Annotated in this window: 20 protein-coding genes; 4 read left to right on the plus strand and 16 right to left on the minus strand. The window is 61.0% G+C overall.

Annotated elements, in window-relative coordinates; all coding sequences use genetic code 11:
• Positions 1 to 406: 406 nt before the first annotated feature.
• Positions 407 to 3,631, plus strand: coding sequence for a ribonuclease E (gene rne / locus ACA070_RS22520; protein ID WP_497448398.1), 3,225 nt, complete (start codon positions 407 to 409; stop codon positions 3,629 to 3,631).
• Between the two features lie 517 nt (positions 3,632 to 4,148).
• On the opposite strand, the gene ACA070_RS22525 is transcribed toward rne, so the two are convergent.
• The 12 genes from ACA070_RS22525 to ACA070_RS22580 all read right to left on the minus strand — a co-directional run bounded on the left by ACA070_RS22525 (position 4,149) and on the right by ACA070_RS22580 (position 15,611).
• A complete protein-coding gene (locus ACA070_RS22525) occupies positions 4,149 to 4,739 on the minus strand; it encodes a nucleotidyltransferase family protein (protein ID WP_497448399.1) in 591 nt (196 codons plus the stop codon).
• Positions 4,736 to 5,719, minus strand: coding sequence for an XdhC family protein (locus ACA070_RS22530; RefSeq protein WP_497448400.1), 984 nt, complete (start codon positions 5,717 to 5,719; stop codon positions 4,736 to 4,738). Before ACA070_RS22530 ends, ACA070_RS22525 begins: the two co-directional genes overlap by 4 nt.
• The gene (locus ACA070_RS22535) at positions 5,719 to 8,040 is read right to left on the minus strand and encodes a xanthine dehydrogenase family protein molybdopterin-binding subunit (protein WP_497448401.1); all 2,322 of its coding nucleotides are present in this window, start codon (positions 8,038 to 8,040) and stop codon (positions 5,719 to 5,721) included. Before ACA070_RS22535 ends, ACA070_RS22530 begins: the two co-directional genes overlap by 1 nt.
• The gene (locus ACA070_RS22540) at positions 8,037 to 8,507 is read right to left on the minus strand and encodes a (2Fe-2S)-binding protein (RefSeq protein ID WP_497448402.1); all 471 of its coding nucleotides are present in this window, start codon (positions 8,505 to 8,507) and stop codon (positions 8,037 to 8,039) included. Before ACA070_RS22540 ends, ACA070_RS22535 begins: the two co-directional genes overlap by 4 nt.
• Before the next feature lie 245 nt (positions 8,508 to 8,752).
• On the minus strand, positions 8,753 to 9,772 hold the full coding sequence (murB, locus tag ACA070_RS22545) for a UDP-N-acetylmuramate dehydrogenase (RefSeq protein WP_497448403.1): 1,020 nt from the start codon (positions 9,770 to 9,772) through the stop codon (positions 8,753 to 8,755).
• On the minus strand, positions 9,769 to 10,233 hold the full coding sequence (locus tag ACA070_RS22550; RefSeq protein WP_497448404.1) for a low molecular weight protein-tyrosine-phosphatase: 465 nt from the start codon (positions 10,231 to 10,233) through the stop codon (positions 9,769 to 9,771). The genes murB and ACA070_RS22550 overlap by 4 nt, the downstream gene beginning before the upstream one ends.
• A complete protein-coding gene (gene kdsB / locus ACA070_RS22555) occupies positions 10,233 to 10,997 on the minus strand; it encodes a 3-deoxy-manno-octulosonate cytidylyltransferase (RefSeq protein ID WP_497448405.1) in 765 nt (254 codons plus the stop codon). The genes ACA070_RS22550 and kdsB overlap by 1 nt, the downstream gene beginning before the upstream one ends.
• Positions 10,994 to 11,179 carry a Trm112 family protein gene (locus ACA070_RS22560; protein WP_010461887.1) on the minus strand — a complete coding sequence of 62 codons (186 nt, stop codon included), beginning with the start codon at positions 11,177 to 11,179 and terminating at the stop codon, positions 10,994 to 10,996. Before ACA070_RS22560 ends, kdsB begins: the two co-directional genes overlap by 4 nt.
• A 25-nt stretch (positions 11,180 to 11,204) precedes the next feature.
• Positions 11,205 to 12,215 (minus strand): tetraacyldisaccharide 4'-kinase, encoded by a 1,011-nt coding sequence (gene lpxK / locus ACA070_RS22565; protein ID WP_497448406.1) that lies wholly within the window; start codon positions 12,213 to 12,215, stop codon positions 11,205 to 11,207.
• On the minus strand, positions 12,215 to 12,646 hold the full coding sequence (gene pocB, locus ACA070_RS22570; protein ID WP_461975829.1) for a flagellar polar localization protein PocB: 432 nt from the start codon (positions 12,644 to 12,646) through the stop codon (positions 12,215 to 12,217). The genes lpxK and pocB overlap by 1 nt, the downstream gene beginning before the upstream one ends.
• A complete protein-coding gene (gene pocA, locus ACA070_RS22575; protein WP_162556235.1) occupies positions 12,643 to 13,278 on the minus strand; it encodes a flagellar polar localization protein PocA in 636 nt (211 codons plus the stop codon). The genes pocB and pocA overlap by 4 nt, the downstream gene beginning before the upstream one ends.
• A gap of 98 nt (positions 13,279 to 13,376) precedes the next feature.
• A complete protein-coding gene (locus tag ACA070_RS22580; protein WP_497448407.1) occupies positions 13,377 to 15,611 on the minus strand; it encodes a DNA internalization-related competence protein ComEC/Rec2 in 2,235 nt (744 codons plus the stop codon).
• Between the two features lie 135 nt (positions 15,612 to 15,746).
• Between ACA070_RS22580 and ACA070_RS22585 the strand changes: the two genes are divergently transcribed.
• Positions 15,747 to 16,265 carry a DUF2062 domain-containing protein gene (locus ACA070_RS22585; protein ID WP_497448408.1) on the plus strand — a complete coding sequence of 173 codons (519 nt, stop codon included), beginning with the start codon at positions 15,747 to 15,749 and terminating at the stop codon, positions 16,263 to 16,265.
• A 149-nt stretch (positions 16,266 to 16,414) separates the two neighbouring features.
• On the opposite strand, the gene ACA070_RS22590 is transcribed toward ACA070_RS22585, so the two are convergent.
• From ACA070_RS22590 to ACA070_RS22605, 4 genes are all read right to left on the minus strand, one after another.
• Positions 16,415 to 17,194, minus strand: a complete 780-nt coding sequence (locus ACA070_RS22590; RefSeq protein ID WP_497448409.1) for an ABC transporter permease — start codon at positions 17,192 to 17,194, stop codon at positions 16,415 to 16,417.
• Positions 17,191 to 18,123 carry an ABC transporter ATP-binding protein gene (locus tag ACA070_RS22595; RefSeq protein WP_497448410.1) on the minus strand — a complete coding sequence of 311 codons (933 nt, stop codon included), beginning with the start codon at positions 18,121 to 18,123 and terminating at the stop codon, positions 17,191 to 17,193. The genes ACA070_RS22590 and ACA070_RS22595 overlap by 4 nt, the downstream gene beginning before the upstream one ends.
• A 133-nt stretch (positions 18,124 to 18,256) precedes the next feature.
• A complete protein-coding gene (locus ACA070_RS22600; RefSeq protein WP_497448411.1) occupies positions 18,257 to 18,880 on the minus strand; it encodes a glutathione S-transferase family protein in 624 nt (207 codons plus the stop codon).
• A 43-nt stretch (positions 18,881 to 18,923) separates the two neighbouring features.
• A complete protein-coding gene (locus ACA070_RS22605; protein ID WP_497448412.1) occupies positions 18,924 to 19,583 on the minus strand; it encodes a transglutaminase-like domain-containing protein in 660 nt (219 codons plus the stop codon).
• A gap of 248 nt (positions 19,584 to 19,831) precedes the next feature.
• Here ACA070_RS22605 and ACA070_RS22610 point away from each other — a divergent pair, with 248 nt between their 5' ends.
• Together ACA070_RS22610 and ACA070_RS22615 are read left to right on the plus strand one after the other, a co-directional pair.
• Positions 19,832 to 22,279, plus strand: coding sequence for an acyl-CoA dehydrogenase (locus ACA070_RS22610; RefSeq protein ID WP_497448413.1), 2,448 nt, complete (start codon positions 19,832 to 19,834; stop codon positions 22,277 to 22,279).
• Between the two features lie 65 nt (positions 22,280 to 22,344).
• On the plus strand, positions 22,345 to 22,752 hold the full coding sequence (locus ACA070_RS22615; protein ID WP_497448414.1) for a PA2817 family protein: 408 nt from the start codon (positions 22,345 to 22,347) through the stop codon (positions 22,750 to 22,752).
• Positions 22,753 to 22,897: the final 145 nt, after the last annotated feature.

The following is a 22,897-nucleotide window of genomic DNA, read 5'->3' on the forward strand; positions in this document are numbered from 1 at the left end:
ACGACCCCGAGCGAACGCTTCGGAAACAACGCCTAAATTAGCCATGATGCGTGACCTCCCCCTTCGGAGCTCACGGTAAATGCCAACCCGCTGCGGATTCTGCGCGCGGCAGCACCCGAATTATCAGGGATACGTGTAGGGTGGAGATGCACAACCGCTGGACTGTGTAGCAATAGGCTTTATCAAGACGCTTCATCTCGTCCACAGCCGCTGGTTGATTCCTCCTCCTGACTGAGTGCTTAAGTAGCCACAGCAAGCAGGACGCGTACGTCGCGATAACGGCCCAATTGGCCGGACATCGCTGGACACGGGAATGGCCAACCACTCCCGACGCACCTGACACCGACCGTGAGAAGTCGTGTGTGCCGAACGCCGTTTCCGGCAGCCCGGAAACCGACGGTACTACATGAAAAGAATGCTGATTAACGCAACTCAACCCGAAGAGTTGCGTGTTGCACTGGTAGATGGCCAACGCCTCTACGACCTGGACATCGAATCCGGTGCACGCGAGCAGAAAAAGGCCAACATCTATAAAGGCCGGATTACTCGCATCGAACCAAGCCTTGAGGCTGCCTTTGTCGATTTCGGCTCCGAGCGCCACGGCTTCCTGCCCCTCAAAGAAATCTCCCGCGAATACTTCAAGAAAGCCCCCGAAGGCCGCGTCAACATCAAGGACGTCCTGAGCGAAGGCCAGGAAGTCATCGTTCAGGTCGAAAAAGAAGAACGTGGCAACAAGGGCGCAGCCCTGACCACTTTCATCAGCCTGGCCGGTCGTTACCTGGTTCTGATGCCGAACAATCCGCGTGCCGGCGGTATCTCCCGTCGCATCGAAGGTGAAGAGCGCAACGAACTGCGTGAAGCCCTGAACGGCCTGGTTGCCCCGGCCGACATGGGTCTGATCGTTCGCACTGCCGGCCTTGGCCGCAGCAGCGAAGAAATGCAGTGGGACCTCGATTACCTGCTGCAACTCTGGACCGCCATCAAAGAAGCCTCGCTGGATCGCTCCGCGCCATTCCTGATCTACCAGGAAAGCAACGTGATCATCCGCGCCATCCGCGATTACCTGCGCCAGGACATCGGCGAAGTGCTGATCGACAGCGTTGAAGCCCAGGACGAAGCCCTGACCTTCATTCGCCAGGTGATGCCGCAGTACGCCAGCAAGATCAAGCTGTACGAAGACAGCGTTCCGCTGTTCAACCGTTTCCAGATCGAAAGCCAGATCGAGACCGCCTTCCAGCGCGTCGTTGAACTGCCTTCCGGCGGTTCCATCGTTATCGATCCGACCGAAGCCCTGGTGTCCATCGACATCAACTCGGCGCGCGCCACCAAAGGCAGCGACATCGAAGAAACCGCACTGCAGACCAACCTTGAAGCCGCCGAAGAAATCGCCCGTCAGTTGCGCTTGCGCGACATCGGCGGCCTGATCGTCATCGACTTCATCGACATGACCCCTGCCAAGAACCAGCGCGCCGTGGAAGAAAAAGTCCGCGAATGCCTGGAAGCCGACCGCGCTCGCGTGCAAGTCGGTCGCATCTCGCGCTTCGGCTTGCTGGAAATGTCCCGTCAACGCCTGCGTCCATCGCTGGGCGAAAGCAGCGGCATCGTTTGCCCGCGTTGCAATGGCACCGGCATCATCCGTGACGTTGAATCGCTGTCCCTGGCGATCCTGCGTCTGATCGAAGAAGAAGCCCTGAAAGACCGCACCGCCGAAGTTCGCGCACAAGTGCCGATTCCGGTCGCAGCCTTCCTGCTCAACGAAAAACGCAACTCGATCACCAAGATCGAACTGCGCACCCGTGCCCGCATCGTCATTCTGCCGAACGATCACCTCGAAACGCCGCACTTCGAAGTTCAGCGTCTGCGCGATGACAGCCCGGAAGCCGCGGTCGGCCAGTCCAGCTACGAAATCGCTGCTGCCGCTGCCGAAGTCGAAGAAGTCCAGCCAGCCGCTGCGACCCGCACCCTGGTTCGCCAGGAAGCTGCGGTCAAGACGGCTCCGGCTCGCGCCAATGCTCCGGTTCCGACCGAAGTCGTTGCCGCACCGGTTGCTGCTGCTCCGGCCGTTGTGCCAGAGCCAAGCCTGTTCAAAGGCCTGGTGAAGTCGCTGGTCGGCCTGTTTGCGACCAAGGAAGAGCCTGTTGCCCCGGCCGCCGTTGAAAAACCGGCGACCACCGAACGCCCTGCCCGCAATGAAGAGCGTCGCAACGGTCGTCAGCAGAGCCGCAACCGTAACGGTCGCCGCGATGAAGAACGCAAGCCTCGTGAGGAACGTGCACCGCGTGAAGAGCGCGCACCACGTGAGCCACGTGAAGAGCGTCAACCACGCGAAGCCCGCGAAGAAACTCCAGCAGTTGCCCGCGAAGAACGTGCTCCACGTGAAGAGCGCGCACCACGCGCACCTCGTGAGGAACGTGCACCGCGCGCGCCTCGCGAAGACCGCAAGCCACGTGGCGAGCGTGAAGAACGAGTACGTGAACTGCGCGAACCTCTGGATGCCACGGCTCCAGTCGCTGCGGCCGCCGCCGCTGCGACCGCTGAAGAGCGTCCGGCTCGCCAGCCACGTGAAGAACGCGCTCCGCGCCCACCGCGTGAAGAACGTCAGCCACGTGCCGAGCAAGCTGCTGCCGTTGCCGAAGAAGAGTTGGTGACCAACGAAGAGCAATTGCAGGAAGACGGTCAGGAAGGCGCCGAAGGCGATCGTCCACGCCGCCGCTCCCGTGGCCAGCGTCGTCGCAGCAACCGTCGCGAGCGTCAACGCGATGCCAACGGCAACGTGATCGAAGGTTCGGAAGAATCCGAGTCCGCCGAAGGCAGCGAAGCTGACGAAAGCAACGAAGCGCCAAGCACTGCTGATCTGGCCGCCGGCCTGGCTGTTACCGCAGCCGTTGCCAGCACCGTGATCAGCGCGCCTGCTGAAGCACAAGCCAACGAGCAAGCCGAACGCGCAACTGCCGCCACCCTGGAAACTGCTCCGGTTGAAGCGCCAGTGGTAGAAGCGACGACTCCGGTCGAAGCTACTGCTGCTCCGGAAATCGAAGTGGCTCCGGTTCGTGAAGCTGAGCCGGTTGTTGAAACCGCTCCAGTGGCCGAGCCAGTGTTTGCTGCCGAGCCTGCTGTCGAAACCTCGACCGAAACCGTGACCGAAGCTGTCCGCGAAGTTCGTGAAGAACAAACCGCGTTCAACTGGGTTGCCGAGCCGGTGGCTGCTGAAGCGCCTGCACCGGTTGCTGAAGCCCCGGTAGCTGAAGCCTTGGTCTTCGAGCCAGTGGTTTTGGCTGTCGAGCCTGCTCCGGTGGTTGAAGCGCCGGTTGTTGCCGAAGTGGCTGCACCAGTCGTTGAAGCCGCACCGGTCAGCGCCTTGACCGAAAATGGCCGTGCGCCAAACGACCCGCGTGAAGTGCGTCGTCGCAAGCGTGAAGCCGAGCGTCTGCAGAAGGAAGCCGAACTGGCTGCCACTGCTGCTCCGGTTGAAGCGGTTGTCGCTGCCGAGCCTGCACCGGTTGTTGCTGAAGTGGTCGAAGCGGCATCTGCCGAGTCGGTCATTGAAGAAGCGCCGCGTTCAGTACAGGAAGCGGTAGAGCAACACGAGCAAGCCCTGGAAAAAGAACACGAGCCTAAACCGCTCGTCTGATTCCATCGGCCACTAAAAAGCCCCGCCTGGTGATCCAGGCGGGGCTTTTTTATGTCCGTAAATATCACCGCGATTACCCTGTGGGAGCGAGCCTGCTCGCGATGGCAGTGGATCAGCTTGCATCAATGTTGAATGTTAAACCGCTATCGCGAGCAAGCTCACTCCTACAGGGGTCGGCGGTGATGACAAAATAGTGATCACACCGCCAATACAATGTGGGAGTGAGCCTGCTCGCGATGGCAGTGGATCAGCTTGCATAAATGTCGAATGTTAAACCGCTATCGCGAGCAAGCTCACTCCTACAGGGGTCGGCGGTGATGACAAAATAGTGATCACACCGCCAATACAATGTGGGAGCGAGCTTGCTCGCGAAGGCGGTGGATTAGCTTGCATCAATGTCGAATGTTAAACCGCTATCGCGAGCAGGCTCACTCCTACAGGGGTCGGCGGTGATGACAAAATAGTGATCACACCGCCAATACAATGTGGGAGCGAGCCTGCTCGCGATTGCGGTGGATCAGGCGAAAACCAGCCTCTCTGGTGTGTCCACATCCCACAACACCCCGGCATCATCCACCGGCACTTCAACCACCCGGCGCTGGGCAAACAACGGCTTGGCCCCATGATCACCCGACAACGCCATCAACCCCGGCCCAAAATCGCGACCGAACCCGACCGGATGCCCGTACTCACCCGCCTGCAACGGCACACTGACGCTATCATCAGCAATCCCCGCCACCACCCGCTCAATACTCGCTGGCAAGATAAACGGCATATCCCCCAGCACAATCAACCAGCCACTGAGCTCTGGACACGCCTTCACCCCGGCCGCAATGCTGTCGCCCATCCCGGTCGACTCGACTTCCACAATCTCGAAGCCATACGCTTGAGCCATGCGCATCACTTGCGGGCGATCTTCGGTGGTCACCAGCACGCGTTTCCCAAGGCTGGCCGGCAAATTCACCAGCACGTGTTCGATCACCGAGCGAACAGCGCCATCGCGACCGGCACAGTCCGCCAGAAGCTTGTCCTTGTCCTCTCCCGCCACCTGCCTGAACCGACTGCCCTGCCCCGCCGCCAGCACGATGACGCCGATGGACTCACTCATACAACCTCCTGCAACGGCTTCTTCTGCTTCAGTTCGACGCCGTTCTTGATGGCCACAATCTCGGCCAGCAGCGACAAGGCGATTTCCGCCGGACTGTGGCTGCCGATGTGCAAACCGATCGGGCCGTGCAGCCGCTCGATGGCCTGTTGCGACAAGCCTAGCTGAGCCAGGTTATCCCGACGCTTCAGGCTGTTGACCCGAGACCCCAGGGCACCGACATAAAAAGCCTTGGAGTCCAGGGCTGTCAGCAGCGCCATGTCATCCAGGCGCGGATCGTGGGTCAGGGCAACAATGGCCGTGCGTTCGTCAGTCTGGATGTTCAGCACCGCGTCATCCGGCATGCCCGAGACGAAACGGCCGTGCTGCTCTTCCCAACCGTAGACGAACTCGCTGCGCGGATCGCAGATCAGCACTTCGAAATCCAGTAGCCGCGCCATCTCGGCGACATACCGGGACAGTTGCCCTGCACCGATCAGCAATAGCCGCCAACGCGGACCGTAGATAGCGCGCAGCGTGTTGCCGTCAAAACTCAATAAGTCGCTTTTGTTCGCCGCCTGCAAAACCACTTCACCGGTCGCAATATCAAGCGAGCGAGCCACGATTTCATGAGCCTCGCAGCGCGCCAGCAACTCGGCGACCCAGTCGGCGTCACCGATCCGCTCCTCGGTCAGGCGCAACGTGCCGCCGCACGGCAAACCAAAACGTGCGGCCTCCTCACGGGTGATGCCGTAGGTGATCAACTGCACGGGCGGTCCGTCAGGCGAAATCCGCCCATCGTGCAACCGGGCAATCAAATCATCCTCGACACACCCACCGGACACCGAGCCGATCACCACGCCATCTTCACGCAACGCCAGCATCGCGCCCGGCGCCCGGGGCGCGGTGCCCCAGGTCTGGACCACGCTGTACAACACCACCCGCTGACCGGCGCGGCGCCATTCCAGCACGCTGCGCAGGACGTTCAGATCCGCGCTGTCCATCAGGCCTGCGCCTTCTGCCAACCTTGCAGCTGATAGCGAACCGGCAAACTGCGGATGCGCTGGCCAGTGGCGGCGAAGATCGCATTACACAGCGCGGGCGCAATCGGCGGCACGCCTGGTTCACCGACACCGCCCAACGGCACAACGCCCGGTGGCGTGACCAGATGCACGGCCACTTCCTTCGGCGCCAGCGACATGCGCGCCACTTCGTACATGTGGAAGTTGTCCTGCTGCACCTTGCCGTCCTTGAAGCTGATTTCCCCGACCACCGCATTGCCCAGGCCCATGACGCAGGCGCCTTCGAACTGAGCGCGAATCCGTTCGGGGTTGATCTGCGGACCGCAATCCACAGCGATGTCGGCCTTGTGCACGATCAGCGTGCCGTCGTCTTTGACTTCGACTTCGATCACCGCCGCTACATAAGAGACGAAGCTGTAATGCACCGCCAGGCCCAGGCCTCGGCCCTTGGGCAACTCACGCCCCCAACCGGCGGCTTTGGCAGCGGTTTCCAGCACCGTGCGCAAACGGCCGGTGTCAATCGGGTAACGCTCGGGCGATTCGCCGTAGTTCCACTCTTCACTCAAGGTGCGCGGATCGATCTGACGGTCCGGGCCGAGCAATTTGATCTGGTACTTGAGTGGATCCTGCTTGGCCTTGTGTGCCAGCTCATCGACAAAGCTCTGAATCGCAAACCCGTGGGGAATGTTCGACACCGAGCGATACCAGCCGACCCGGGTATGAATCGCCGCTTCCGGGTTTTCCAGGCGTACGTTGGGAATCGCATAGGCCATGTTGGTAAAGCCCATGCCCAACTCGAACGCCGCCTCGTGATTCATGCCCGGGGCGAACAGTGCGGTGATGCTCGGGGCGACGGTGCGGTGCAACCAGCCGGATGGCAGGCCGTCCTTGTTCAGGCTGGCCTTCAGGTATTCGGCTGACACGGTGTGGAAGTAGGAGCAGTGGATGTCGTCTTCCCGGGTCCATTGCACCCGTACTGCCTTGCCGGGGAATTCCTTGGCGAGGATCGCCGCTTCGATGATGAAGTCCGGCTTGGACTTGCGACCGAAACCGCCGCCCAGCAAGGTGACATTGAAGGTGACGTTATCGAATGGAATGCCGAGGCGTTCGCCGATCCGTGTGCGGGTGACTTGTGGCGCCTGACTCGGGGCCCAGGCTTCGCACACACCGTCCTTGAACCGGGCGATGGCGACCATCGGTTCCATCGGCGCCTGCGTCAGGTGCGGCAGGTAATAAGAAGCTTCGAGGGTGCTGTCAGCGCCTTTCATGGCTTCGTCGATGTTGCCGGTATTGCGCACCACTTTGCCGGGTTTGAGGGACGACGCTTCCAGCTCTTTGCGGTAGGCAATCGAATCGTAACTGGCATGGGGGCCGTCATCCCACTCGATTTTCAGCGCTTCGCGGCCCTTGATCGCGGCCCAGGTATTGCTGGCCACCACGGCCACGCCACCTAACGGCTGGAACTCGGACGGCAGCGGACGGCCTTCGATCTGAATGACTTTGATCACGCCCGGGACTTTCATCGCGGCGCTGGAGTCGACGGATTTAACCGTGCCGCCATAGACCGCCGGACGCGCAATCACGGCGTAGAGCATGCCGTCGAAATGCACGTCGGCACCGTATATGGCGCGGCCATTGACGATGTCGGCACCGTCGATCGCCTTGCTGCCTTCCTTGCCGATGTAGCGAAACTCCGACGGTTGCTTGAGCCGCAGGCTGTCACGCGCAGGCACTGCCAGTGCACCCGCCGCGGCGGCCAGGGCGCCATAGCCCAGTTCACGACCGGTCGGTTTGTGAATCACTTTATGCAGCTGCGCATGGCACTCGCTGACCGGCACTTTCCACTGCTCGGCCGCCGCTTGTTCAAGCATGGTCCGCGCGGCAGCACCGCAACGGCGCATCGGCTCGTACCAGTGACGCATGCTGCGCGAACCGTCGGTGTCCTGGTTACCGAAGCGAATTTCGTCGCCCGGCGCCTGCTGCACTTTCATCATTGCCCAGTCGGCGTCCAGTTCATCGGCCACCACCATGGTCAGGCTGGTGCGCACACCCTGGCCCATTTCCGACCGGTTGCAGACCACCGTCACCATGCCGTCAGCGGCAATGCTGATGTAAACCTTGGGATCATCGATCCAGCCATTGGGCATGCCGTCGGCGCCAAACTTTTTCTCTTTTTCTTCGGCGAAAGCGTCTTGCCAGCCCCAGCTCGCAACCAGAACTAACGCGCTGGTCGCACCGACTCCTTTAAGGAAACCGCGGCGGCTGAGATTGCTCAACGCAAAGTCATTCGGTAACTGGCTCATGCCTTGGCCTCCTTCAGGTGAGTGGATGCCTGGCGGATGGCGGTCTTGATGCGGTTGTAGGTGCCGCAACGGCAGATATTGCCGACCATCGCCTCTTCAATCTGTGCGTCGCTGGGGTTGGGGTTGGTCTTGAGCAGCGCCGTCGCCGACATGATCTGCCCGCCCTGGCAGAAACCACATTGGGCCACGGCGGTGTCGAGCCAGGCCTGTTGCACGACTTGCCCGACCGGGTCGACGTGCAAGTTATCGATGGTGGTGACGTTCTGGCCGACCACCGCGCCGATCGGCGTGATGCAACTGCGCGCCGGAGCGCCTTCGATATGAATGGTGCAGGCGCCACACAGGCCCATGCCGCAGCCGAACTTGGTGCCGTTGTAACCGGCCACGTCGCGGATCGCCCAGAGCAGCGGCATGTCCTCGGTGACGTCGAGTTGATGGTCTTGACCATTGAGCTTCAGGGTAATCATGGGCACGCCCGCATAGGTGTTGGGTTATGGGGTCGAGCAATCTGCCGCCAGGGGGTGGCGGTTGGCATCACGCAGATCCGCTCAGGCTAATGAGGCTCTCTTATGCGAACGGCAACGTCTGCATCGGGCCTTTGATGGAGCAAATGAATGCATCGTTAGGGGGCTAAGTTAACCCAGCATTAACAAAAAAGCCCTGCACAGTTGAAGGTGTGCAGGGCTTTGAGATCAGTCATTAAAGCGTAGCTTCAATACTGATTTGGCTCCATTTCCAGGTCGACTTTAAAACGTTCGCAAATGTCTTTCTGGATCTGCTGCGCCAGGTTCAGCAATTGCAGGCCGGTGGCGCTGCCGTAGTTGACCAGCACCAGCGCCTGCAACTTATGCACGCCGGCATCGCCGTCTCGAAAGCCTTTCCAGCCGGCCCGCTCGATCAACCAGCCTGCCGCCAGTTTCATCTGCCCATCAGGTTGCGCGTATGCCACAAGGTCCGGGTACTGGCTTTTCAGCTGTGCGACCAGCGCCGCCGGCACCAGAGGATTCTTGAAAAAACTGCCCGCATTGCCGAGCACGGCCGGGTCCGGGAGCTTTTCGTTACGAATGCTGCAGATCGCCTCACTGACATCGGTGGCGGTCGGTTGATCGATGCCTTGCTCGGTCAGGCGCTGACGAACCGGACCGTATTCCAGGTGCAGGTGCGCGGCGCGGTCCAGGGAGAAACGCACGCGCAGGATCAACCAGCGCCCCGGTTCCTGTTTGAACAGGCTGTCGCGATAAGCGAAGTTGCACTGCGCCAAGGTGAAGTCTCGCAGCTCGCCGGTCTGGCGATCCAGCGCGGTAAGGCCGGCGAACACGTCTTTGATCTCGACGCCATAGGCGCCAATGTTCTGCATCGGCGCTGCACCGACCGTGCCGGGGATCAGGCTGAGGTTCTCCAGCCCCGACAAACCCTCTGCCAGGGTGTACTGCACAAATGGATGCCAAGGCTCGCCGGCCTCGGCTTCGATCACGACTTTGCTGCCGTCATCGCTGAGAATACGAATCCCGCGGGTGGCCATGCGCAACACCAGCGCCTGGATATCAGCGGTCAGCAGCAAGTTGCTGCCGCCACCAATCACCAGCAACGGCACGTCATGGGCCAACGCGTAAGCCAGGGCTTCACGCACATCGGCATCGCTGCGGGCCTCGGCGAACAACCGGGCCTGAACGTCCACACCAAACGTATTGAACGGCTTGAGCGAAACCCTGGGTTGAACCTGCAAACTCATAACCGCCCCTTCAGTTCGATCACCAGCAGATCACCGGCGCGTTCGATCAGGTCCAGCACTTGCTCGAAGCCCTGGTCGCCGTCGTAGTACGGGTCCGGCACTTCATCGAGTTCCGACTGGTAGCGACGCAGGAACAGGTCCAGCTCGGCCTTGCCCTTGGCCGGTTGCAAGGCCTTGAGGTTGCGCAGGTTGCTGTTGTCCATCGCCAGAATCAGGTCGTAGCTGGCGAAATCGGCGCGGGTTACTTGCTGGGCGCGCTGGGCGGACAGGTCGTAACCGCGCAGTTTGGCGGCTGCCTGACTGCGTTTGTCCGGCGCCTTGCCGACATGCCAGTCACCGGTACCGGCGGAGGCGACTTCGATGTGATCGGCCAGCCCCGCTTCGCGCAATTTATGCCGCAGCACACCTTCGGCCGTCGGAGAACGGCAGATATTGCCCAGGCACACGAACAGAACGCGCATCAGGCCTCCAGCAGGCGACGAACGCGCTCGAGGTCTTCGACGGTGTCGACGCCGGTGGGCGGTGCGATCAGCGCATCGGCGACGTGAATCCGCACGCCGTGCCACAGGGCTCGCAGCTGTTCCAGGGATTCGGTGTTTTCCAGCCAGCACGGGCCCCAGCTGACGAAGTCATGCAGGAAACCGGCGCGGTAGGCATAAATGCCGATGTGGCGGCGATACGGCACGCCTTCCGGCAATTGCTCGCGGCTTTTGGCGAACGCGTCCCGGGCCCACGGCAACGTGGCGCGACTGAAGGTCAGCGCCAGGCCATTGAGGTCACTGACGACCTTGACCACGTTGGGATTGAACAGGGTTTCCACGTCTTCGATCGGCTCGGCCAGGGTGGCCATGCGCGCTTCGGTGTGGGCAGCCAGGTTGGCCGCGACCTGATCGATCACGCTCGGTGGGATCAGCGGTTCGTCACCCTGAACGTTGACCACGATGGCGTCGGCGGCCAGGCCCAGTTTCGCGGCGACTTCCGCCAGGCGATCGGTACCGGAATTGTGATCTTCGCGAGTCAGCACCACTTCGGCACCAAACGCCTTGCACGCCTCAACGATGCGCGCGTCGTCTGTGGCGACCACCACACGCTCGGCGCTGCTTTTGCTCGCCTGTTCCCAGACGTGCTGGATCATCGGCTTGCCGGCGATCAGCAGCAGCGGTTTGCCCGGCAGACGGGTGGAGGCATAACGCGATGGAATGACAACGGTAAAGGCTGTGGTCATTTATCCAGACGCTCGTCGGTGGTCAGGGTGCGGGCTTCGGTTTCGAGCATCACCGGGATGCCGTCGCGAATCGGGTAAGCCAGGCCGGCGCCCTTGCTGATCAGCTCGGTCTTGTCGGCGCTGAGCTTGAGTGGGCCTTTGGTGACCGGGCAAGCGAGGATGTCGAGCAATTTGGTGTCCATGAGCATTCCCTGGATAAAAACGGAGTTAAGGCAAGAGACGAGCCGGCAACAGGCGCATCAACTGCGTATCGAACCAGGCCACGAAGGCCGGCGATGGTGCAGCATCGACCGCCAGGTACCACCAATCGGCGGCGGCGAAGGCACGGCACTTCACCGCGTCCTTTTCAGTCATCACCAACGGCAATGACGGTGTGAAATTCAAGGCCTGCACGCTGTACTCGGCGTGGTCGGCAAACGCATGCGGTACTGGTCGCCAGTGTAGCGTTTCGAGGGTCGTGAAGAAACGCTGCGGATTGCCGATCCCGGCCACGGCGTGCAGCGCCTGGCCTGCGGGGAAGTGGTCGAGGGGACGACGCTCACCGCTTTGCAGGTTGACCAGTTCGGTGGGTTGCAACTGGAAGGCAAACCCGCCTTCGCGATCTTCCGCCGCGCCGTTGTACAACACGGCATCGACGCTTTGCAGGCGCTCGACCGGTTCACGCAAAGGGCCGGCCGGCAGGCAACGTTTGTTGCCCAAGCCTCGGGCGGCGTCGATCAGCACCAGTTCCAGGTCTCGGGCCAGACGGTAATGCTGCATGCCGTCATCGGACAAGATCAGGTCCAGCGGCTCACTCGCCAGCAACGCTTTGACGGCGCCGCTGCGATCCGGGTCGATCATCAACGGCACACCGGTGCGCTGGACGATCAACAGCGGTTCGTCACCGGCAATGTCGGCGCTCTGATCGGCCTCGACGCGCCACGGCAATTGCGGCGGTTTGGCGCCGTACCCCCGGCTGACCACGCCGACCCGCAAGCCGCTGCGCTGGCAATGCTGGATCATCCACAGAATTAGCGGTGTCTTGCCGGTGCCACCGACGGTGATGTTGCCGACCACAATCAGCGGCACGGGCGGCTGATAGATCTCGCCCTCGCCCGCCAGAAAGCGCTTGCGCTTGTTCATGACCACGCGCCGGTACAGCCACTCCAGTGGCTGCAACAGTTTCAGGGCCGGATGACCCTGGTACCACGCGGCAAGCAAGCGATCGGACATGGCCATCAGGGCGCGGGCGGCGCCGCTTCGACCGTGGTCATGCGCAAGTGGCTGAAACCCAGTTTGCCGGCGGCGTCCATGGCGGTGACGACGGATTGATGCTGGGTCTTGCCGTCCGCGCTGATCGACAGCGGCAGGTTGGTGTCGCCGTTGGATTCTTTCTGCAGCGCCTCCATCAGGCTGGTCAGGTCATTCTTCGGCAACAATTGATTGTTCACCGAGAACACGCCTTCGGCACTGATGGCCACGTCCAGGTGTTTGACCTGCTGGTCTTCGGCAGGCGAACCGCTCACCGCTTCCGGCAGATCGACGCGCAACTGGGTTTCACGGGTAAACGTAGTGGTGACCACGAAAAACAGCAGCAGGATAAACACCACGTCGATCAGCGACGCGAGGTTGATGTCTACCGTTTCCCGCGGTTTGCGGCGGAATTTCACGCTTTGCCCTCGGCAAGGTCCACATCACGGTCGCCCTGCACCACTTCGACCAGTTTGATCGCTTCCTGCTCCATGCCTACCACCAGCTCATCGATCCGGCGTTGCAGGAATCGGTGAAAGAACACTGCCGGGATACCGACCATCAGGCCGGCGGCCGTGGTGATCAGCGCCTTGGAGATACCGCCCGCCAGCACCGCGGCATTGGTGCCCATGCCCGTGCCCATGAACGCGCTGAAAATATCGATCATGCCCAGGACCGTGCCCAACAGGCCCAACAACGGCGCCATCGCGGCGATGGTGCCCAGCGCGTTGATGTAGCGTTCGAGCTCGTGAATCACCCGCGCGGCGGCTTCTTCAATGCACTCCTTCATGATCTCGCGACCATGCTTGGAGTTGGCCAGGCCCGCCGCCAGGATTTCGCCCAACGGTGAGTTGGCGCGCAGTTCCTTGAGTTTTTCTTTATTGAGCTGTTTGTCCTTGATCCACACCCAGACCTGCCCGAGCAAGTGCTCGGGGGTCACACGGCTGGCTCGCAGGGTCCAGAGACGCTCGGCGACGATCGCCATGGCCGCGATGGAACTCAAAATGATCGGCAGCATCATCCAGCCGCCGGATTTGACCAATTCCCACACAGTGACAGCCCCCTCGAAAAAGTGCGCCACTCTAACATAGGGGCTGGATGCACCGAAGACCGTGATGTCGCATCCGGTCGGGGTTTCATAACTCATGGTTATGGGTCGGACGGTGGCGGATCGCGCCAGAAACGTTGTTCCAGACGCATCGTCCTCGGCGGCTTGAAGCGCCCCAGTTGCAGACGAATGGCACCGTGGGCGGCACTGTCGTAGATCGCCATCCCGCGCTTTCGGTAGCGCGCCATGACTGTGGGATGCGGGTGACCAAAAGAATTGCCCTGGCCACGGGAAATCAGCACAGCCTTGGGTTGTAACGCGGCGAGCAGTGCCATCGACGAAGAACTGCGGCTGCCGTGGTGCGGCGATTGCAGCCAGTCGGTAGGCACGGCGAGCGGACTGTCGAGCAGCGCCCGTTCGGCAGCAGCATCGATGTCGCCGGTCAACAGCAGTCGCTCGCCATTGGCTTCGATCTGCAAGACACAGGATTTCTGATTGCTGTCGTGGGCCGATGTCCATTGCCAGAGCTGGAAGTTCACACCGTCCCAGGTCCACTGCCGGCCGCTATCACAGCCCTCAGCGCGCAATTCGGCTGGCAGCACTTCGGGATCACCGCTCAGGACCCGCGTCACCGGCAATCCGTTGGCAACCGCGCGTGCGCCGCCGGCGTGATCGGCGTCAGCGTGGCTGATGAGCATCAGGTCGATCCCGGCCACGCCCAGTTTGCGCAATGACGGCAGCACCACCCGCTCGCCGAGGTCGAAATCCCCAAAACGCGGGCCGGTGTCATACAACAACGTGTGATGACGAGTGCGCACGAGGATGGCCAAGCCCTGGCCGACATCCAGCTGCCAGACTTCAGCGACACCTTCGGGGTGCATTGAGCGAGGTGGAAAAACCAGCAACAGCAACAGCGGCCACCCCAACGGACGCAACGGCACACCGCCAGGCAGTAATAGAAGAAGAGCACCCAGCGTGCCGAGCGCCCAAATCCACACCGGCACCGCGACCGGCACCCAGGCGGGCAAATGCCCGGCCATCAATGCCAGCCCCTTGAACAGCAGGTCGACCAGACCGCCCGCCAACCACAGCAATCCCTCGCCCACATAAGGGACGGGCAATAACAAGGTCCCGAGCAAGGCTGGCGGCAAAACCACCAGACTGACCCAGGGCACCGCCAGCAAATTGGCCACCGGCCCGCTGACGCTGATCGGCAACCCGAGTATCAACAGCAATGGGCACAGACCGATTGCGATCAGCCATTGCGCACGGATCCAGGTTTGCCACCAGCGCCAGGGGCCCAGCCGTCCACCGAAGGTGAAAATCAACACCGCCACCGCCGCGAAGGACAACCAGAATCCCGGCTGCAGGCTTGCCAGCGGGTCGAGCAATAAAACGCCGTTGAGCGCCAACAACAGTGGCCACCAAGCACCGAGATGACGAAATCGCAGCCGCCACAACAGCACCAGACCGATCATCACGCAGGCCCGCCGCACCGGCACCTCAAAACCGGCCAGCAGCCCGTAACCCAGCGCCGCAGCGAACGCCAGTCCGCAAGCCCATGGCAGCCAAGGCAAACGGCTTGGCCACAGACCATAGCGGGCCAGACCGGCAATCAGCAGATACACCAGCCCCGCCAGCAGCCCGATGTGCTGCCCGGAAATCACCAGCAGGTGCACGGTGCCGGTGTCTTGCAGCACCTGCCAATCCTCGCGACTCAGCCCGCCGCCGTCACCCAATACCAAGGCCGTCAGCGCTCCCGTTCGGCCTTGAGCATCTACGGCCTGCAATCGTTGGCGAATGCTGTCGCGCCAGACCCATTGAGCGGCGGCAAGCCGCTGGCCATCCTTGACCGTCCCGGTAGCGCCGATGCGTTGAGCCAGCAGCCAGGCGTCGTAGTCGAAGGCATGCGGATTGAGCAGCCCGGCAGGACGCTTCAATTTGACCGCCAGTCGCCAGCGTTCGCCGCTGTTGACGGGCGGTCCTTCATACCAGGCGAGACGCAGGTGCCGAGGCAGCCGGGTGCTTCGGGACTGACTGTCGGTCAGCTCGAAGCGCACGACACCTTCAGCATTCTGCGGCAGGCCCGTCACCCGGCCTTCGACCCAACGAGTCTCGCCATCGAGCTTCAACGGCAGGCGATCATCCAGCGCCCACTGCGCACTCGCGCACGCCCAACTGAAGCCGAACAGGAAAAACGCCAACGGGTAAGTCCGAAACGGCAGCAGCATCAAACCCACAACCGGCAGCAACATCCATAACCAGACCGGCGGTAAAACCGGTAAAAAACGCAGGGCCAGCAGACCCAACGCCAGCGCCATCATCCCTGTGCGCATACGCCCGTCCTTGAGAGTCCCACCCTAGGCATAGCTGGCCGACCGCACGCGCACGGTTATTAATTGTCACAAAGTCTGAATGGGCGGTTCATAGAATCCAGACATACTTGCCGCCTTAACCGACCGAGAAGCCTTATGCCCCGGCGCTTATTCAAACGTTACATGCCAGACCCGACCAGCATCAGGGAACACAAATCCTTACGCTTTCTCGGTACCCTGCTGCATGACCCGAACCTCTGGCACCTCAACCGTCACTCCGTCGCCCGGGGCATGGCGGTGGGTCTGTTCGCGGCCTTCCTGCCCATTCCGTTGCAAATGCTGGTCGCGGCCATCCTTGCGATCGTGGTGCGGGGCAACATGCCGATTGCCGTCAGCCTGGTCTGGCTGACCAACCCGATCACCATGCCTGCCGTGTTCTTCTGTACTTATCAGACGGGAGCGTGGCTGATGGATGTGCCAGCCAGGCATTTGCCGGACGAGCTGACCTGGGAATGGATCAGCGGCGAGCTGTCTACGTTGTGGCAGCCGTTTTTGTTGGGGTCAGTGGTGACGGGGCTGGTGCTGGGTGCCCTCGCCTATTGCTTGGTGATGATGTATTGGCGCTGGTGGGTGAGCCGGCAGTGGAAGCGGCGCAAGAAAAACCGGATGCAGTAAATGCAAAACGGCCTCCAATTGGAGGCCGTTTTTTTTTGTGTCTGGGATGGCGCCATCGCCAGCAGGCTGGCTCCCACAGGAGATCTTCGTTGCGACATAGATCCAATGTGGGAGCGGGCTTGCTCGCGAAGCAGGCGACTCGGTCTTTCTCAGGTACGCATCCCGCGCCCACTCACCAGCAACCGCGCACAACCGACGTACAACACAACCGTCGCCACCAGCATGAAGGTAATCGCCACGCTGATCTTGATGTCCGAAACGCCAAGGATGCCGTAACGGAAGGCGTTGACCATGTGCAGCACCGGGTTCGCCAGGGACACGGTCTGCCAGAACGGAGGCAGCAAGCTGATCGAGTAGAACACCCCGCCCAGGTACGTCAGCGGTGTCAGCACGAAGGTCGGGATGATCGAGATGTCATCGAAGTTGCGTGCAAACACGGCATTGATGAAGCCCAGCAGCGAGAAGATGGTCGCCGTCAGCACTACAACCAGAATGGTCACGCCCAGGTGATGCACCTGCAAATCGGTGAAGAACAGCGACAGCAGCGTCACGATGACGCCAACCATCAAGCCGCGCAGCACGCCGCCCAAGGTGTAGCCGATCAGAATCGTGTGCGGCGATACCGGTGAGACCATCAATTCCTCGATGGAGCGCTGGAACTTGCTGCCGAAGAAACTCGAGACCACGTTGCCGTAAGAGTTGGTGATCACCGACATCATGATCAGGCCCGGCACGATGTACTCCATGTAGGTGAAGCCACCCATGCCACCAATCTGCTTACCGATCAGGTTACCGAAGATCACGAAGTACAGAACCATGGTGATGGCCGGCGGTAGCAGGGTCTGCGGCCAGATCCGGGTAAAGCGCTTCACCTCACGGTAAACGATGGTGTTGAGGGCAACGAGGTTGGGTTGCAGCTCGGAACTCATACCGCCACCTTCGACAGATTTTTCTCCACCAGGGACACGAACAACTCCTCGAGGCGATTGGTTTTGTTGCGCAGGCTCAGCACTTCGATGTTCTGCTGCGCCAACTGGGTGAACAGCGCGGTGATGCCCATGGCCTTGTCGACCTGGACTTCAATGGTGTGGCTGTCGAGCAGCTTGGTCGGGTAACCGAGCAACTGCGGCGCAACGTTCAGCGTGTTCTTGAGATCGAGCAGGAAGGTTTCCACATGCAGCTGGCCGAGCAGCTGTTTCATGCTGGTGTTCTCGACAATGGTGCCGTGGTCGATGATGCCGATGTTGCGGCACAACTGCTCAGCCTCTTCCAGGTAGTGGGTGGTGAGGATGATGGTGATGCCTTTCTGGTTCAGTTCGGTGAGGAAGCTCCACATCGAGCGACGCAGTTCGATGTCCACACCCGCGGTCGGTTCATCGAGGATCAGCAGGCGTGGCTCGTGAACCAGAGCGCGGGCGATCATCAGGCGACGCTTCATGCCGCCGGACAGCGAACGAGACGGCACATCGCGTTTGTCCCACAGCCCGAGCTGGGTCAGATACTGCTCGGCGCGTTCCTTGGCGATCTTCGGCGGGATGCCGTAGTAACCGGCCTGGGTCACGACGATGTCGAAGGTCTTTTCGAACTGGTTGAAGTTGAATTCCTGGGGCACCACGCCGATGGAGCGCTTGAGCTGCGCAGGATTTTTGTCCAGGTCGTGACCGAAGATATTCACGGTGCCGCTGGTCTTGTTCACCAGGGTCGAGAGAATGCCGATGGTCGTGGATTTGCCGGCACCGTTAGGGCCGAGCAAGGCGAAAAAGTCACCTTCGGCGACGTCCAGATCGATACCACTCAGGGCCTGGAAACCGTTGCCGTAGGTTTTGGTTAGCTGCCGGATGGACAGAGCGGAACTCATATCGGATTTACGCACCAAGAAGGGAAGAAAGGAATAACTCTGGGCGGGCGGCGAGCAATGCAACCGCGGCGCGTGAGCGCAATGGTGCTTGTCGCCGCCACACAAGTACAGTCAAGTGTGTCGATAGTGAGTATTAAGTCAACGCGGTCATAACGGCTTTTTTATACGCCGGACGTTGTTTCAGCCGTGCATACCAGGCTTCAAGATTGGGCTGAGCTGCGCGCTCGATCGGCATCTCGAACCAGGCATAAATGAAACTGCCAAGGGGGATGTCGCCCATGCCGATTTCGTCGCCGGACAAATACGGCTTGGCCGCCAACGCCTGGTCGGCCATCGCCAGCAGGTCATCGCATTCCTTGATCGCGGCCTTGATGGCGGGCCAGTCCTGCTTGCCTTCAGGGGTGCGCAACACGCCCCAGAACACGGTGCGGAACGGGCCGGCAAAACTTGAGGTGGTCCAGTCCATCCACTTATCGGCAGTGGCGCGGGCCTTCGGATCCGCCGGATACCAGGCCGTGCCATCGGCACGACTGGCCATCAGGTAACGCACGATGGCGTTGGATTCCCAGAGCACGAAGCCGTCGTCTTCGATCACCGGCACGCGGCCATTGGGATTCATCGCACGGTACTGCGGCGTATCGACTACACCAAAGGCGCCGCCCGCATCGATAGCTTCATAAGCCAGGCCCAGTTCCTCGGCGGCCCACAATGGCTTTCTGACATTCGACGAATTTTTCCGACCCCAGATCTTCAGCATGACCGCCTCTTTATGGATGAATGCGCAGGCAGCATACGCCGGATCAGGCGCGGCTCAAATCACTCTGCATGTCACCCAGCAGCGCCGGCAGTTGGTCGCTGAACAGATGCGGGTAGCACTTTTGCAGGTGCTCGAAAAAGAACGTTTCAGGCACGTCGGTGAACTGGCCGTGATCAACCAGGTACTCCATCAGCTGTTCGCCGTCGCGGTTGAAAGGATGGAAAACGCTGTCGTTGATGCCGTCGAACTCCAGCGGCGCCACGTTGAACAGTTCGCAGAGTTTTTGGTTGAAGGCCGGCGTTGCTTTGACCCAGCGGCCGTTTAAAAAAAGCTCCGTATAACCGTGCATGGCAAACACATCGCTCTTGAGCAATTCGAGTAAACGCGGCGTCGACAAGTGATTGCGCACGTCCGCCAGGCCGATGCGGGCCGGGATCCCGCAATGCCGGGCACATCCGGCCAGCAGTGTGGCCTTGGGCACGCAATAACTTTCCCCGGTCGCCAGTGCATAACTGCCGCACAAGGTCTGCGGGTCGCGACTGAACGTGTAGGGGTTGTAGCGCACGGCTTCGCGCACCGCGTAATAGAGATTGATCGCCTGCTCAAGCGGATCGCGACTGGCGCCACGATGTTTTTCGGCGAACTCCACCACCGAGGGGTGGTCACTATCGATGAAGCGGCCGGGACTCAGATACTCGTGCATGAGAACAATCTCCTGGTGAAGCCACGAGTCTAGCGACACCTCCAGCACAGAGATAACGACATTTCGGCCAAACATGGGCGCATTGGCGCGTAGGAAACGAACGATTTTCCGGGCGTGTTGCCAACCCAACCTACAAAACTCATCGATGGTTTCCCACGAACTCAATCACCTCGCTCCGACCACCCTGTTTTGCGGATGCCGTCTAAGCTCTGAAGGTTGGTTTTGCCCTGGTTCACGGAGGATTAAATATGCTGCTGTTGTGGATACTGGTTCTGGTTGTCGGGATAGCTTATTTAGCCCACCGTCGTATCGCTCCCCTGCCCGCCCTGTGCATCGTCGCTGTCTATATCGTCGCGATGGGCGCCTTCAGTCACGCTCCAGGCTGGCTGCTGCTGATTTTCTGGGTGTTGATCGCCGCGGTGGCGGCGCCGTTATTGCTGCCCGACCTGCGCCGTAAATTCTTCAGCGCGCCGCTGTTCAGCTGGTTCCAGAAAACCCTGCCGCCGATGTCGCAGACCGAACGCGATGCCATCGACGCGGGCACGGTGTGGTGGGACGGTGAACTGTTCAGCGGTCGCCCGGACTGGAACAAGCTGCTTTCTTATCCAAAAGCGCAGCTGAGCGAAGAGGAACAGGCCTTTATCGACGGCCCGACCGAAGAGCTCTGCGCCATGGTCACCGACTGGCAGATCGGGCAGGACATGGACTTGCCTGCCGAAGCCTGGACACACATCAAGGAAAACGGCTTCTTTGCGCTGATCATTCCCAAGGAGTTCGGCGGCAAGGGCTTCTCGGCCTATGCCCACTCCCAGGTGGCGATGAAACTGGCGACCCGCAGCGGCGACCTCGCGTCCACCGTGATGGTCCCTAACTCGCTTGGCCCCGCAGAACTGCTGCTGCATTACGGCACCGACGAACAACGCAACCATTACCTGCCACGGCTTGCCCGCGGTGACGACATCCCGTGCTTCGCACTGACGGGTCCGCTGGCCGGCTCCGACGCTGGTGCCATGCCCGACACCGGCGTGATCTGCAAAGGTGAATGGGAAGGCGAGGAAACCCTCGGTCTGCGCCTGAACTGGGAAAAGCGTTACATCACGCTGGGCCCGGTGGCCACCCTCCTCGGGCTGGCCTTCAAGGCCTATGACCCGGACCATCTGCTGGGTGACAAGGAAGACCTGGGCATCAGCCTGGCGCTGATCCCGACCGACACCGCCGGTGTTGAAATCGGCCGCCGTCACCTGCCGTTGGGTGCCGCCTTCATGAATGGCCCGAACTCCGGCAAGGACGTCTTCGTGCCACTGGACTTCCTCATCGGCGGCCAGGAAATGCTCGGCAAAGGCTGGATGATGCTGATGAACTGCCTGTCGGTCGGGCGTTCGATCTCCCTGCCTGCGGTCGGCACCGGCGCGGCCAAGTTCACCAGTCTGGTGACCGGTCAGTACGCGCAGGTTCGTGAGCAATTCAACGTGCCACTGTCGGCGTTCGAAGGCATTCAGGAAGCCATGGCGCGCATCGGCGGCAACGCCTGGATGATGGACGCCGCCCGAATGCTGACCGCCAACGCGGTGGACCTTGGCGAGAAACCGTCGGTGCTGTCGGCGATTCTCAAGTACCACCTCACCGAACGCGGCCGCGAGTGCATCAGCCACGCCATGGATGTGCATGGCGGCAAGGCGATCATCATGGGGCCGAACAACTACCTTGGTCGCAGCTGGAATGGCGCCCCCATCTTCATCACCGTGGAAGGCGCGAACATTCTCTCGCGCAACCTGATGATCTTCGGCCAAGGCGCCATTCGCTGCCATCCATTCGTGCTCAAGGAAATGGCCCTCGCTGGTCGTGAAGACAAGGATCAGGCACTCACCGAGTTCGATGGCCTGTTGCTCAAGCACATCGGTTTCGCCGTGAGCAACGCCGCCAGCACGCTGGTGCTGAACCTCGGCTTCGGACACTTCGAACACGCGCCTGGGAACAAGCTCAGTCAGGGTTATTTCCGCGCGCTTAATCGTCAGGCCGCCGCGTTCGCCATGCTTGCCGACCTGAGCATGATGCTGCTGGGTGGCGAACTGAAACGTCGCGAACGTCTGTCGGCGCGTCTTGGTGATGTGCTCAGCAACATGTACCTCGCCTCCGCCGCGCTCAAGCGATATCACGACCTTGATTCGCCGGAGCATATGGCGCCACTGTTTACCTGGGCCATGGAAGAAAGCCTTGGCCAGTCGGAACGCGCGCTGGATGAGCTGCTGAGCAACTTTCCGAACAAGGTATTGGGCTGCCTGTTGAGGGTGATCGTGTTTCCGTTCGGCCGGCGCCACAAAGGGCCATCGGACAAACTCGGCGCCGAAGTCGCCGCGGTAATTGGCCGGGCCAAGGGCGATCCAACCCTCGAAGAATTGCTCGGCGGTTGCTACCGTCCGCAATCGGCGGACGACGCAGTGGGTGCACTGCAACACGCCTGCAACCTGTTGAACGCGGCGCAGCCGTTACAGAAAAAACTGCACGTGGCGCTCAAAAGTGGTCAGGTCAAACCTGCCGCCGGGGAACACGTCATCGATGCAGCGCTCGAGGCCGGGGTGTTGCAGCCAGTCGAAGCGCAGACCTTGCGTGAAGCAGAAACGGCGCGGCGCAAGGTGATCGATGTCGATGATTTCGACAAAGAAGAGCTGACGCTGGCCGACGGAAAGGTCCGCTGATCCTGTAAAAAGGGGCGTGGGGGCTTTATACTCCCGCGCCCGTTTTGCTCTTGAGGACTTATCTCGTGTCCAACGTCGTTGCCGATCATCTTGTCTTGCTCGACCACCTGCGCAGCATCCTGGTCGCCGTAGGTGAGGCCGAACAGGTTCCCGAAGAAAGCCATGCCTTGTTCCTGGAGCGCTTTGACGAACTGCGTGCCTTGTTGCCGGTCGACCCGATCGAAAGCCAATACCTGGGCCAGGACATTCTGTGCCAAGTGATCACCCGCTATCCGCAGATTGCCCACCTGGTCCCGCGCGACCTGCTGTGGTACTTCGCCGGTGACTGCCTGCACTACATGCCCGATGATGAAATCGAGTTGTACCAGGCACTGGAAGAGCGTCGTTTCGAAGCCGAACAGAACGACGAACCTTTCGACTGGAATCAGGAAAAACAGTTGCTGGCGATGTCGAAGGACGACAGCAAGCACTGATCACCGATCAGAAAAGCAAAAGGCCCGCATGGTTATTCATGCGGGCCTTTTTGTTGCCGGATGATGTAGCGCCTGCAAGGACGCCTTCGCGGGCAAGCCTCGCTCCTACAGGGGATCGCGGACACCTGTAGGAGCGAGGCTTGCC

The organism is Pseudomonas sp. LBUM1678, assembly GCF_059695575.1.